Below are 13,535 nucleotides of genomic sequence, written 5' to 3' on the forward strand. Positions count from 1 at the left end.
GCCAAGCTCCGTTACATCGATGCGGCGCGATGTACCGCGCCGCAGGGGAATTACGCCGGTTTGAGGCCCGGCTCAACCAGGCTGTAAACCTGCTGGTCGAGCGCCGGGGCGCTGGCTAACGCCTGAATATGCGCTGCGACGTCCGCGCGCTGCACAAATCCGTGGACTTCCTGTTGCTGCACGCGCAGTGCGTTACCGGTAGCCTCACCGCTAAGCAGCCCTGCAGGGCGCAGAATGGCGTAGTCCAGCGTGCTGGTTTGCAGCCAGCTTTCCGCCAGGCTTTTTTCACGCACGGCCTGACCAAATGCCGCTTTGGCACGCGGTGAGAGGAACGGCCAGCTATCGCCGCAGCCGAGTGAGGTCACCAGAATCATCCGACGAATACCCGCTTTTTCGGCTTCATCAATCACCGTGCGGTGAGCGAGATAATCCTGCGCGCCGCCCATGGTGGAGATAACCGTTGCCGTTTCACCGGCGGCCTGACAGGCCTTCGCGACTATGTCAGCGTCGCAGGCATCGCCAATAAAAACCTGTGCGCCCAGCGCTTCCAGCCGAGCGGCGGCCTCCGGGTTGCGCACCAGCGCGACCACCGGGCGTTTTTCTGCCAGCGCCAGTTCGGCTGTGAGCGCACCGACGCCTTTACCGCCCGCACCAAATATTAACCACGGGGTCATCATGCCTCTCCTTTCAGCACGGCGGCGAGGGTACGGAAGGCGTCAACCTGCTCGCTCAGCAGCTGGCGATGGTCGTCGCGGCCGAGGAAAATTTTAAACATTGCGCTGCCCGCAGCGTTGAAGAACAGGATAGAGGCGGTATCCATCGCCATAAATTTGCGTTCTACCAGGGCAATGTGGGTGCAGTTTTCTGCCTTGATGTGGCCGGTCATGCCCTTCTTGCCGCGCAGGTTGAAGTAGCCGTGGCGGTGGAAGCCGGACGGCAGCTCGCCGGTGAATTCCAGAATCACATCGGCGGTATGCACAAGCGTTGTGACCTTGCCCCATTCCGCGACGGTGTCCCACACGGTGTCAAACTTGTCGCCCGTCACCAGCGTGTGGGATGGCAGGTTTTTTACCACCTCCAGCAGCGTGGTGTGGTACTGGCTGGCGATCGCTTCCAGCGTGCCGTCAGGCTCGGTTTTTAAAAAGTCCTGTAGGGATACGTTGCTCATCGTTAACTCCTGTTATTGGGTTTCAACCGCAATGCGCGGTGCATTAAGTGCCTGAATAAGTTCATCAAGAGACTGTAAAATGTTGCTCGCCCAGAAGCGCCCTTCGTTGGTCAGACGCAGGCAGGTTGAGTCGTCGCACGTCAGCCCGGCGCGGTGCCATTGGGCCAGCAGTGGGGCGAGCGTCGCGGCGTGTGGGGTCAGCGCATCCAGCGGCACGCGGGCGGTTTCTACACCAGATTGCAGCAGGTGCCGCCACTGGAAACCGCGCTCGGCGGTGCGCATCATCATCATCAGCGGCTTTTTGCCCGCGGCGATAGCGTCGTGCCAGGTATTGAGGTTGCGCTCGACCATCCACGAATAGCCGTTGACGGAGCCGCCCGCGCCGGAGCCGAGTGCCAGGCAGTCAGCGCCCTGTTTAATCAGTAAATTATAGAGATTGCGCTCGCGGGTGGTGCGCGCCCAGTGGCTGTTGCTGATGCAGCGCCAGCCGGCCTTGTCCATAAAGTCGCAGCCCTGAAGATAGAGGTCACGGCGTTCGGCGGGCTGCGGCACGCTGGTGCGTCCGTTCTCAACCGCTTTGCCGAGCGGCGTGTTGGGCAGCAGGTTGAGAGCGTAGAGGTCGACGCCGTCGAGGCCAATATCGCGGGCGATCGCCAGATCTTCTCCCCACAGCGCGGCGTTCTGGCCGGGCAGGCCAAACAGCAGATCGCAGACCACTGCGGCACGGTCGCGCTTGACCAGCCCTTCCATAAAGGCGATGGCGGTAGGGCCATCGGAGGTGCGGGCCATCTTCTTACGAATTTTGCTGTTAAACGATTGAATGCCGATGGAAAAACGGTTCGCGCCAGCATCGAGGCAGGCGTCAATTCGCGCATCGTCGAAGTTCAGCACCCGGCCTTCAATGGTGATTTCACAGTCCGGTGCCAGCGGCAGGCGCTCGCGCAGGGTGGTGATAATGCGTGCCAGATCGCGGGCTGACAGCGCCGACGGCGTGCCGCCGCCGAAATAGACCGCGTGAATAGGTGCGGACTGGTGCAGTACGCTGTCGGCCTCCATCTCGATTTCACGCAGCAGCGCGTCGGTGTAACGCGCGCAGTGGTCCTCTTCATAGCGATTCTGATAAAAGCCGCAGAAGGTACAGTGGGTGGCGCAAAACGGAATGTGCAGATATAGCAGACGCTTGCGCGGCGGCGCGGCGTGGTTCAGCACCTCCTGCCAGGTTTGCTCAAGCTGTTCTTTGGCGATAGGCACCGCGCCGCGCCAGGGCATCGTCGCCCGGCGGTCTTTAAAGGGCTGGCCGCCCTCCAGCGCAAAGTGCGGGGTTAAATCCAGGTCGATAGGGGTATTCAACATCATCGGTCTTTCAACATCCTTTAGTGTGGCCAGAACTGGCGGTGCAGCGTTTCAACCGCGTCGGCGACGCGCGGGCCCATGCCGAGGATCAGGGCCTGATCGATAACGACGATGCGCTGGTTTTTCCACGCGTTGGTGCGGGTGATCCCGGCGATCGCGCTCAGGCGGTTAAGATCGCCGTTGACCATTTGCGCGGTGACGATAATCACCTCTGGGTTGGCGGCAATCAGCGCCTCCGCGCTGTAGCTACGATACTGCGGGTGCTCAGCCACGTTGCGGGCACCGGCGAGCGCCATGATGGCGTTGGCAACGCTGCCTTTCCCCGCCACCTGCGGGGCGCTGCCGCCCGCGCTGAGAATAAACAGCGCGTTTACCGGCGATGGTTTACTGGCGCTGCTCTGCGCGACCTTTTCCAGACGCTGGCGAATGTTTTCCACCAGCGCGGTGCCGCTGTTCTCACGCCCCAGAGCGCTGGCAAGCGTGTGGATATTGGCGTACATCTGCTCAACGGTGGCGGGGACTCGTGGCAGGGTGAGCACCTCAACGTGCTGGCTGCGCAGCTGGTCAAACACCAGTTGCGGACCCGCGTCCTGCCAGGTGATAAAGCGGTTTGGATGCAGCGATAAAATGCCTTCGCTGCTGAGCTGCTTCCAGTAACCGATGTGCGGCAGCGCGGCGGTTTCCGGCGGATACGAGGTGGTTTCATCCACCCCGACCACCTGACTGCCCGCGCCCAACGCGTAAATTAGCTCGCTGAGCGAACCGCCGGCAACCACGATGCGGTCAGCAGCCTGGGCGCTGAACACGGCGGCCAGCGCCAGTAATCCGATAGCCAGTTTTTTCATCATCAGAAGTTCCATGTAAAGCCGACCGCGGCGTTCAAACCTGCCGCCGGAATGGACTCATGCGCCGTGCGATAGCGTTTATCGGTCAGGTTGTTGAGCGCCAGGTTGACCTGATACTGATCGTTAGCGCCAAATTCGGTATTTACCGCCAGGTTCAGCGTGGCCCAGCCTGGCGTGCGGGTCTCTTCCTTACCGGTATCGTCTTTGGCGCTGGAGGCCGCGCGGATAAAGAGATCGGAGGTGACGTTTGCCACATTGAGCATTAGCGTGTGTTTCACCCCGACGCGGCCGTTAATGGCGGGCTCGCCGGTATGGGTGGTTTTCCCAGCAGGGGTTTCATATTCGCGGCGGATCAGGTTACCGCTGATGTACGGTGAGACAACCCAGCCGTTATATTCGGCGCTCAACTCCATGCCCCATGTATTGGCACGGTCAATGTTGTCGTAGTAGTAGTTGCCGCTACGCGCTGAGTTGGTCGTGCCGTTGCAGATAGCCTGGCCGGAGCAGGCGACGGTAGCGATATAGTCCTTCGCCTGAGAGTAGTAGACCGCGCCATCGACCAGCCAGAGGTTACCGTTGTAGCGGGCGCCCAGTTCATAGTTGTTGGAGTGTTCGGCTTTTAGATTGGCATTGCCGTAGGTCGTCCCCCCGCCCGCGGCGGTTTGCGAAAACAGCTGTGTCAGCGTCGGGAAGACGTAGCCCTGAGCGAACGCGGCTCTCAGTTCGACGTTGTCGAAGCCCGAGTACCGCAGGCTGGTAGCACTGACCAGGGCATTGTCACTCGTTGACTGCGCGCCGATAGAGGTGTCTTTGGTGATGCCGTTCGTTGTGGCATTCGAGTCGCCGCGGGTGAGTTTTGACGACAGCCAGTACTGACGCGCGCCGAGCGTCCAGGTCCAGTTGTCGGCAAAATGCCAGTCATTCTGGGCGAATAGCGAGGTATTACTCTGCTCAGACTCGTTATAGGCGCGGGTTTGGGTCTCCCGTGACATCGGCTTCAGGTAGGTTGAGCCGTCGGTGGTTTGCGAGACGCGGTCGCGCTGGTACTGCGTGCCAACGACCAGCGCATTATTAGCAGGCAGCGAGAAGTTACTCTGTAGCGTCACGCCCTGGGTGTACTGCTTATCGTTGGTTTTGGTCTGATTATGGATAACCGACGTTAGCACCTCGTTTTCAAACTGACGGGCGATGGTCTGCTCGTAGGCATCGAAGTGAATTTTCTTCAGATAATCACCGTCGACATCTACGTCGTAGAACAGACCAACCTTTTCCCGCTCCAGCTTCGGCAGCTTGACGCTAAAGGCATCGTACTCGCCGTCCGGGTCTTCGTAATAGGTTTGGGTCGAGAGCTTGTAGCGGTCGAGAGAAAGCCCGAAATGCTGGTTATCCAGGTTGTAGCCGAGCCAGATGCCCTGGCTGTTATTGCGAAAATGGGTATTCGGCAGACGGCCGTCCGGCGTATCGCGATCGCCCTGATCGGAATAGCTGCCGTTAATTCGGTAATCAAACTGACCAATGCTGCCCCATGCCGCCGCCGACTCTTCCCAGCCCGCCGTCGCGGAGTTATAGACCGCTTTCACCGTCCCGGCGAGGGGCTTATCGCCCCCTTTTTTGGTGATAAAATTCACCACGCCGCCGATGGCCTGCGAGCCGTATAGCACCGAGTAGGGGCCTTTGACCACTTCGATGCGCTCCAGCGCCGATTCATCAATCAGTAGCCCGGCGCCGTAGTTTTGCCCGGCGCGCTGGTAGGTGACCTCCTGACCGTCGATCAGGATCAGTACGCGGGAAGAGGCTTCGCCGCGAATGCGGATTTGCTTGCGCCCGGCGAGTGCGTTATCGGTAATCTCTACGCCCGGAATATCCTGCAGATCGTCGGCAATGGAGGTACTGGTGGAGTTTTGCAGCGTCTGATGGTCGATAACCTGAATGGTTGCCGGACTGTTCCAGAGCGAGCTTTCTGAACGATTCGCGGTCACAACCAGCGTCTCTTCCTTACTGGCTTTGTGCGGCGTATCAGATGATGTGGCGGCAGAGGCCGCGCTGGAGACGCAGAGCGCCAGCGCGGAGAGTACGAAGGACCCTCGGGTAATGGAATGCAGCATCGGTATCCCTACAAATGAATATGATAATGATAATAACTATCAATTACATTTACACATCAACGGAAACACGTCCAGCCTCGAAGGTATAAACAAAATGCATCTTTGATTTGCATCAATTTATGCCAGCGACAGGGCAGTAAAATGTGATTTCGATCACCACAATACTGAGCATTATTAAGTGGTTAATACTGCTGGTTTGCGATAGGTGAGGGTGTTTAGCGGGAGGCGCAATGCTGGAAGGAGAGGGGATTATTAATTGATTACGGGAATGTATCAGCTGTCGGCGATCGCATTGAACGTTAACGGGTAAAAAAAGAATCGGACGGTTAATTACATTGTTGAATAGGCACTATCTGAGGTGGATATACGTATTTAAAATAATCTAATCCTTATTGAGTATAAATAGGGGTATAGCCTGATGAAATTAAAAAATAATACCCTCAGTGATTAAAAGGGGTATAAGATATGCAACATATTTTCCCATTCCAGACCGCGCCTGAACGCGTGGAAAGAGAGGCAGAATCATGCAGCGAATCATCATCCCCACCCATTACGTCCATACCCGTACCACGCCGCTGTGGACCAAAGAAACTGCGCCCGCATCCATCTGGAAGCGTCATCTTGATGCCGGTACGCGGCAGGGCGTGTTCCCACGCCTGGCGGTGATGCAGGGGGCGATACGCTATTATGGTTATGCCGATGAGACCAGCCCGGACCCCGTTGAAACGATGACCATCGAAGCCGGGCAGTTTGGCGTTTTCCCGGCTGAGAAATGGCACCGTATTGAAGCATTAAGCGACGACACCGTATTTAACGTTGATTTCTATGTCGATCCTAAGATTTTGATAGAAGGATGAAACTGAACTGATGAACAGTGAAAATAAAGGGTATTCATTAGCGGTTATTAATGGCAATAACAAAGAGAAACAGGAAAAAGTCTATCTGAAACCGATGGCGCTTTATGTTCCTGATATTGCCGTACAGGCTGTCGCCGAGCTTATTTCCCCGCTCTCTCCTGATAACGCGCAGGGTAAAGGTTTCTTGCTGACTGTCACCAATAATAATAACGGTGTGTCGGTGGATAAAGAATTTGCTGAATTGAGCGAGCTGCAGGACCCGACCGTTGCCGCCGATGCGGTTAAAGACCTGGTGAACATCGTTCGCGGGTATGAGTCGGATGAAGAGACTAACGTCTGCGGCTGGTAGTGTTGTCGTTCCATTCTGAACCTTACTTAGCAGCGAGCAGATATCCTGGCGGGCTATCTGCTGCTGCCTGACCCATCCCTCCCTTCATCAATATGGGCCGAGTAATCAGGATACCCCGCCCTATTTCGTTCGCTTCATTGACCTCTTGAGCTGTAGGATTTCTCTTTTGTTCCAGTCTCACCCCCTGCCATGCCGCTGCTTAGCGTACGCGTGCCAGATAGCCACAGCTAACGGCTCCCTGGTGAGCTGGCGCTTGCTGACTCCCTGAAACACGCTATCTGATCGCCGTGTTTTCTAGCGGCCTTTATAGCGTAAAAATAGTCAGGCCCTGGTGGGTTGCATGGAGCGACATCAGCTGCTCAGAATGTCCTGAACTCAGGATGTGAGTATTCACAATCGGGTAGTGCATGGGTATCTCTCTTGAGTGAGTAAATATCCATTTCTACACGAAAAATTTTAACTCAGATTAACCCCATCGTGTTAGTATCAGCAACGAAGTCAGTGAACTTATTTACTATAAAAATAAAGAGTTGTTAACGCTTCGTTTTTAAATGTTATGTTTTAAGTAAATTCTGGATGCATTATGCGATCTGTTTTACGGTGGTGATGTTTAATCTTTTCATGCAAATAATAAACTCAAATTAAAATATATTTTATTAATTATAACTTAACATTACATTTCCAATCTGCGGCGAACATATGCACGTTAATTAACAGAAAAAACGCTGGGTGTTAACGGTTCGCGAAAGGAGTGCTGGCGTCTCATGTCAAATAACGTGAAAACAAACACAGAACCATTCAGCGGTGAGATTAAGCTCGAGAGGAAGGTTTTTCCTCTATCGCTATTAAATACCGTAATAATTTTCCTTGTTTTTTCTTTTGCCGGCATTTTCTTTACCGTTTATGATTACATCAGTCATGAAACGGATGCTATTCTTGACCTTATGGTTGAGAAATTGATTCATTCAAAAGGGCAATCTGTTAAGAATGCCATCAATTATTATGTCAACATCCCGCGTCAGGCTAATTTAATTATTGCCCATGGTCTTAAGGAAAGTGGTGAAGTCATACCATCCCTGACGCTGGTACAATCAGAATTACAGAACATTGTTGATAATGTTTTTAATGAAAACAATTATCTCAGCTCTGTTGCCTTTGGTAGCAGCAATGGCGACTATGTTGGCATTGCTCGCAAAAACAACTCGTTGTCTGATAAATACCTTACCCTCAAGTCGGTGAAAACCAATAACGAGTTAACCTTTTTCAATGGTACCAGTATTGAGTCTGGGGTTGAGGATATTCTATATGGTTATGATATGTCGATCAGACCATGGTATGCCATAGCCAGTAAAACACGTCGTTCAAGCTGGACGCCGGCATACCGGGATATGAACTCCACGAATGGTGTCAGTATTTCCTATAGCTCACCAACCTATAACAAAAATGGAAAATTCACCGGTGTTGTCTCAAGTGATCTACATCTGACTGAATTAAATACATTTTTAGATACGGTTAAACCATTTCCGAACAGCTTACTGTTGGTTTTAAATAACAATAATCAAATTGTCGCTTCGAACGATGCCAGTCTGACTACCGGTAAGTCGCAGGGCCGACTGGTGGACCAGAAAGGGCTGACCCTGCCGCTGATTTCCGCATCCTCTTCAAGATCAGCGCGGGCAGCAGGCGCGCTAATGAATACGAGTGAGAAAAGCAGTCTTGCCGAATTCCATCTCAACGGTGAACGTAATTTTGTCCTGTTCATGCCAATCGGTAGGCATCTTGAGTTAGTCGACTGGAAAGTGGTCATTATTGTGCCTGAAGTGGCGCTGATGCAGGAAATGAGCCATGCCCGCCATATAGCATTGATGATCTGTCTGGCTATTTTTACCCTCGGATTAGCCTTGATTCTTGTGGTGGTCTCCCGTGTTATTTCACCACTAAAGCTCATTACTCAGAAAGCAGATAAGTTGGTCGATCAGCCCTGGATATTATCTTCAAACACCTGGCGTTTTCCCGAGATCGCCTACCTCGATCTGGCCTTTTTCCGTTTATCCCAGAAGGTGAGTCGTAGTTTTCTCGCTCTTGAGAAACAAATCAATGAAGATGCTTCAACAGGGCTAATGTCACGCGCAGGTCTACTGCAATCACTGCGTCATGCACCGGACAAAAAATATAACCTCCTGGCAGTCGTGTATACCGCTAGCCTGAGTTCAATTACCAACCTGCTAGGTAGTGAATACGCTGAAAAGTATCTCAGCGATTTTATCGAAGTCATGAAGAAAAACCTTCCCGCGGGCGTATTATTATGCCGTGACTGCGTAGATAAATTTATCATTATTTATCCGGGACACTTCAGTCAGCAGATATGCGAATATTACCAGCACCGGCTTGATGTATTATTTGGCGGGGTAAATGTCTACACAACGCATAATGTTAATAAGTATACGTTTACCGGTTATGTCGGTATGACCTATGAGGATATTACTGCTGATTCGGTACACAGCAGTATTATGAATGCTTATATTGCGTTGAAAAAGGCTCAGCAGGATGGACAGTCACGGGTCAAGCTCTACGAGCAATATATGCGCGAACAATAGTTGCGTAACATCCGTTTGCATGAAAGCCTGCGAAATGCGCTTCTGAACGATGAGTTCTATCTGGTGATGCAGCCAATCGTGGATCTGCAAACCACAGAGTGCGTGGAGGGTGAGTGCCTGATTCGCTGGCAATCACCTCAATGGGGACCTGTCTCACCGGATTGCTTTATTACGCTGGCGGAAGAAACCGGTTTAATGCTGCCTTTAGGCAACTGGATTATTGAGAAGGCATGTGCGGAACTTGCCGCCCTGATAAGCCAGGGGGCATCGCCAGATTTCAAATTGCACATTAATATTTCCGCTAACCAGTTACTACAGCACAACTTTTCAAACCATTTGCTGAAAACTATCCAACAACAGGGGTTGGTCAATCAGAACATTTGTATTGAGATTACGGAAACGGTGTTGCTGCGTGAAATTGCCTATATCAATGAAACGCTTTGCTCTCTACGTCAGCTGGGTATCAGCGTGGCGATCGACGATTTTGGTTCCGGTTTTTCCAGTCTTTCTTATTTATACAAACTGCCTTTTGATGCTATTAAGATCGACCGCCTGTTTGTTGCCGATGTCGTTACCGATAAGAAGAATGCATCAATCATTTCTTCGGTTATTACCCTCGCTGAAGGCTTTGGTGTGCCATTGATCGCAGAAGGTATCGAAACGGAAGAGGTTCGTCAGTGCTTGCTGGCGTTAGGCTGTAAAAAGGCGCAGGGCTATCATTTCTGCCGACCAGTGCCTTTTGATACCTACACGTTCAATGATGGAAAATTGGTTTACCACTGAGTCAATAGCTGGATGGTTTCGGCTCTGGCATGGGATTAGAGCGCGATTTCCGAGAGCCGGTTACGCCCCCCCTGTTTTGATTGGTATAAGGCTATATCGGTCATTTTTATTGCATATTCGAGAGTTGTACGTTCACTCGTAAAACTGGAGATCCCAAGCGATAGGGTGATATTTGTTGCATCGTCGTCAGGGAATAAATCGTGCGTATTCAGAAGACACCGACCTCGCTGTACCGCTTCCTCTAATACCATGTCCGGTAATAGAATCAGGAACTCATCACCTCCGATACGAAAAATAATATCGCTGCTGTCGGTGAATTTCCGCAAATGTTCGGCAACCCGTTTCAATACGACATCACCAAAATCATGACCCTTAGTGTCATTGATAAACTTGAATCGGTCGATATCGATCAGAATAAGCGAAACGTTTTTTGCTGAACCAGGTAGATTCTCATGATAGGGTTTGAGCGCACGTCGGTTATACAGTCCCGTCAACGGATCGGTCAGTGTTTCTGCGTGCAATTCACCGATTCGGTCGTGCATACTGCCAATACCTGTTTTCATCATTTTTCGCAGGCGTTGGGCTTCAAAATAGAAGGCACTAATGTTGTCAATCTGTTGTGTAATGGCCGGTGCATCCATACGATCCGCACACTCCGCCAGTTTATTTAACGGACGAGAAATTTTGCGTGCTGCAATAGCGATTAGCACCAGCGTAATGAGCAATACTGGAATTGTCGTTTTCAGCACTTCATACATAACCTGTTGAATGGCCTGGGTGATCGTCTGTCCCTTTGTGAGTGTTATGACCGTCCAGTCAACTGCGGACATTTTGGCAAAGCCGACAATAACCATTTTACCATCGTCTTGTTCGACTTCGCGTACTCCTTCTGAAGAGTTACCCATTGCCGAGAGGATAGACCCAGCAAGTTTGCTACCTATTTTGTATTCTTCTTCATGGTAGAGGATGGTACCGTCACTGCTGACCACCACGGTACTGGTGTTGATACGATGAAAATGATTGCGCATCATATCGGAGAGCATGTTTCTGCTTTTTAGATAGATAGTTCCCGCAACATACCCTTGGTATTTTCCCGACCCACTCTTAAGTGGTGCTGTCACCATGACGATAAGATTTCCCATCACGGAATAGAGTGGTTGACTGATATTTGTCTTTTCCAGTTGATGATTTTTAACACTGATTTGAGTATTTTTACCTATTGCTCTGATGAGAGTAGGCGCCACCGCTACCACGACATTCCGTTTATTAACGATACCAACCGAATTAAAAAAATTATTCTGCTCAAATACCAGCTGTGTTAAGCGTTCCAGTTGCTGAGGCTTGGCCATACCAGAGTCGGCTTCCTGCGCGGTATGCTCGAGTTCTCTTTTTGCCGAATTGAAAAAACCGTCCAGCGTAGAGGCCAGTTTTGATGAATATGCTTGATCATCTTTTTCTGCAAAATCGGTTAATAGCCGTTTTTGTACAAAGTAGACTGAAGCCAGGCTATTAATAAATGTTATTGCAATGCTGACAATAACGAGCAAAACAATTACAGTCTGTAATTTAATGCTTAAAGATGATTTTATGTAATTGTTCTTAATTATTTTCCACATTGTTAATAATATTATCCTAAAATCTCGCTAGTGCGAGATTAATTAACTTGATAAACGATTATTAGTTTCTAATCATAACAGCAATGAATGTCTTTGTATCGTATGGTCAGTCGTTTTATTTCTTCTTTTTTTTCTCTCAATGGGCAACCATTGGATTTTACTTTCTATCAAAAGTAGTATTTCATCTTCGTTTTAAGTCAAAAGAAAGTAACGAACTTAAAGCCACGAAAGGGTATGACTACAGTATAAAATAGCATCGCTATCCGTTTTACGGATTATCTATGGTAATAGGCGAAAAATGTGGCAAATGCAGGGAGTGTGATAGGGGATTTGGGACGGGGCCCGTCCTGGTAGACGATTTAGCCCTATAGTTTGAGCATAGGTGGAGCATAGGGGCACACCACGATTTACACCTGAATTTAAGGAAGACGTCGTCCGTCAGATAACGGCACGCGGTTACTCCGTTGCCGAATTATCTGATCGTCTGGGCGCTTCTGTGCACAGACTCTACAAGTGGCTATGGGCTATCAAACCTGATAACAGTGAACTGCATGCCTGGGGTTTAGCCGCTAAAACGTACCAAAGAAGAACGGGATATCCTGAAAAAGGCCGCGCGGTACTTTGCAAAGGAGCCCGACTGAAGTACCGCTTTATCAATGAACATTGCAACTGAACCGGATTAAAGCTGCACGCGGCTATAAAGCCCCACGTCTTATTACCGGCAGATATCTTCGATTACATTGACGTCTTCTATAACCGGTCCCGGCGACACCGTCATCTCTGCGGCGTCAGTCCGGAGGTCTTTGAACAGGCCTTGTCGCGAGAACATAATTTGTCTACGGCCGTGGGGACAGTTCACTCTTTCATGCACATACCCGCCAGAGGCTCGACAAAGTGGCGGCAAAAAAGCAGGTGCGTAAACCGTAACCCTGTCAAAGGAGCAGTCATCTGTCTTTGTATCTTTCACATGAAATAATTGCATAGAAATAAGTACTGTCCTTTCTAGATCGAGCATTCTCTCTTTTTCTTACATATCTGGAAAGATGACGAGCTATAGCTGAGGATGTTGAACCGGTAATAAATACAATTTCGGCTGCGCTCATAGCGCCTGTTCATATTCAGAATATTCTAAATATTTAGTAGATGATTTATCATCTGATTGAAATGTATCAGTAGGAAACCAGAAGCCATTTAATGGTGTGAAAAATAGTTGTGTTTCTAGCTGAAGAAGAAATTTTATCGCGTCAGTGACCTGCCGCCAGTCATTAATGGCTTTCCTGGCGTGAACGATATCGCTGAACCAGTACTCATTCAGACATTTATCGCGAAATCGTCCGTTAAAGCTCTCAATAAATGCGTTCTACGTTGGCTTGCCCAACTGGTGAACTCCGCCTCCTGGACAGTTCTTATCGTCACCGGATAGCCTCGAAGCAGTGCAATGCTGTCCAGAATACGCGTGACCTGAACGCCTGAAATCCCGAATGCGATGGTAATTGTCAGGCACTCCTTCGTGACGTCGTTCACACAGGTCAGGTTGGGGGCTGTCGGGCGGAGCAGCGGTAGCCAAAATGCCTGCGCGCCAGAGCCATCTGAAGTGCCTCCTTATCCAGCATGGCTTCTCACGCCTGGTATAAAAGGTGGCGTCGGAAATGGCGTGCTTGCGGCAGAGCTCACGGGCAGAAACCCCGGCTTCAGCTTCGTGGAGGATACTGATGATCTGTTCATCGAAAAAACGCTTCTACATGGGGATGTCTTCATGTGGCTTTTGAAGACATGGCTAACATCGCGGTGTGTTCATCAACGGAGAGTCGATCAATATCTGGATCCCTTCCATAGTGGGTACACGTATTGTGGACCACATC

At 50.7% G+C, this 13,535-nt stretch carries 10 protein-coding genes and 3 pseudogenes; 6 read left to right on the top strand and 7 right to left on the bottom strand.

Going from position 1 to position 13,535, the window contains the following annotated elements; all coding sequences use genetic code 11:
- Positions 1-50: 50 nt before the first annotated feature.
- Genes chuY through V6940_RS17660 form a run of 5 tightly spaced genes read right to left on the bottom strand, consistent with a single transcriptional unit; the run spans position 51 to position 5,471 of the window.
- The gene (chuY, locus tag V6940_RS17640; RefSeq protein WP_333496730.1) at positions 51-674 is read right to left on the bottom strand and encodes an anaerobilin reductase; all 624 of its coding nucleotides are present in this window, start codon (positions 672-674) and stop codon (positions 51-53) included.
- On the bottom strand, positions 674-1,168 hold the full coding sequence (hutX, locus tag V6940_RS17645; protein WP_185668731.1) for a heme utilization cystosolic carrier protein HutX: 495 nt from the start codon (positions 1,166-1,168) through the stop codon (positions 674-676). The genes chuY and hutX overlap by 1 nt, the downstream gene beginning before the upstream one ends.
- A gap of 12 nt (positions 1,169-1,180) precedes the next feature.
- Positions 1,181-2,518, bottom strand: a complete 1,338-nt coding sequence (hutW, locus tag V6940_RS17650; protein WP_333496755.1) for a heme anaerobic degradation radical SAM methyltransferase ChuW/HutW — start codon at positions 2,516-2,518, stop codon at positions 1,181-1,183.
- 23 nt (positions 2,519-2,541) lie between these two features.
- Positions 2,542-3,366: a heme/hemin ABC transporter substrate-binding protein gene (locus tag V6940_RS17655; RefSeq protein ID WP_333496756.1), complete on the bottom strand. Its 825-nt coding sequence runs from the start codon at positions 3,364-3,366 to the stop codon at positions 2,542-2,544.
- A gap of 2 nt (positions 3,367-3,368) precedes the next feature.
- The gene (locus V6940_RS17660; RefSeq protein ID WP_333496731.1) at positions 3,369-5,471 is read right to left on the bottom strand and encodes a TonB-dependent receptor; all 2,103 of its coding nucleotides are present in this window, start codon (positions 5,469-5,471) and stop codon (positions 3,369-3,371) included.
- 524 nt (positions 5,472-5,995) lie between these two features.
- Here V6940_RS17660 and V6940_RS17665 point away from each other — a divergent pair.
- From V6940_RS17665 to V6940_RS17680, 4 genes are all read left to right on the top strand, one after another.
- Entirely contained in the window at positions 5,996-6,328 is a 333-nt protein-coding gene (locus V6940_RS17665) for a DUF1971 domain-containing protein (RefSeq protein ID WP_035894643.1), read from the top strand.
- A 10-nt stretch (positions 6,329-6,338) separates the two neighbouring features.
- Positions 6,339-6,677: a DUF1869 domain-containing protein gene (locus V6940_RS17670; RefSeq protein ID WP_333496732.1), complete on the top strand. Its 339-nt coding sequence runs from the start codon at positions 6,339-6,341 to the stop codon at positions 6,675-6,677.
- Positions 6,678-7,441: 764 nt separating this feature from the next.
- A complete protein-coding gene (locus V6940_RS17675; RefSeq protein ID WP_333496733.1) occupies positions 7,442-9,274 on the top strand; it encodes a PDC sensor domain-containing protein in 1,833 nt (610 codons plus the stop codon).
- Positions 9,275-10,057, top strand: a complete 783-nt coding sequence (locus V6940_RS17680; RefSeq protein ID WP_333496734.1) for a putative bifunctional diguanylate cyclase/phosphodiesterase — start codon at positions 9,275-9,277, stop codon at positions 10,055-10,057. It begins immediately after the preceding gene.
- Positions 10,058-10,092: 35 nt separating this feature from the next.
- Here the strand turns inward: V6940_RS17680 and V6940_RS17685 are convergent, their stop codons facing one another.
- Positions 10,093-11,673: a sensor domain-containing diguanylate cyclase gene (locus V6940_RS17685; protein ID WP_333496735.1), complete on the bottom strand. Its 1,581-nt coding sequence runs from the start codon at positions 11,671-11,673 to the stop codon at positions 10,093-10,095.
- A 382-nt stretch (positions 11,674-12,055) separates the two neighbouring features.
- Here V6940_RS17685 and V6940_RS17690 point away from each other — a divergent pair.
- Positions 12,056-12,337: pseudogene (locus V6940_RS17690) on the top strand (transposase); the annotation flags it as partial.
- Positions 12,338-12,394: 57 nt separating this feature from the next.
- A pseudogene (locus tag V6940_RS17695) lies at positions 12,395-12,478 on the top strand (IS3 family transposase); the annotation flags it as partial.
- 447 nt (positions 12,479-12,925) lie between these two features.
- On the opposite strand, the pseudogene V6940_RS17700 reads toward V6940_RS17695, so the two are convergent.
- A pseudogene (locus V6940_RS17700) lies at positions 12,926-13,411 on the bottom strand (integrase core domain-containing protein); the annotation flags it as partial.
- Positions 13,412-13,535 lie beyond the last annotated feature (124 nt).

The sequence above is a fragment of the Kluyvera sp. CHPC 1.251 genome (genome assembly GCF_036759945.1).
Classification (GTDB): Bacteria; Pseudomonadota; Gammaproteobacteria; order Enterobacterales; family Enterobacteriaceae; genus Kluyvera; species Kluyvera sichuanensis.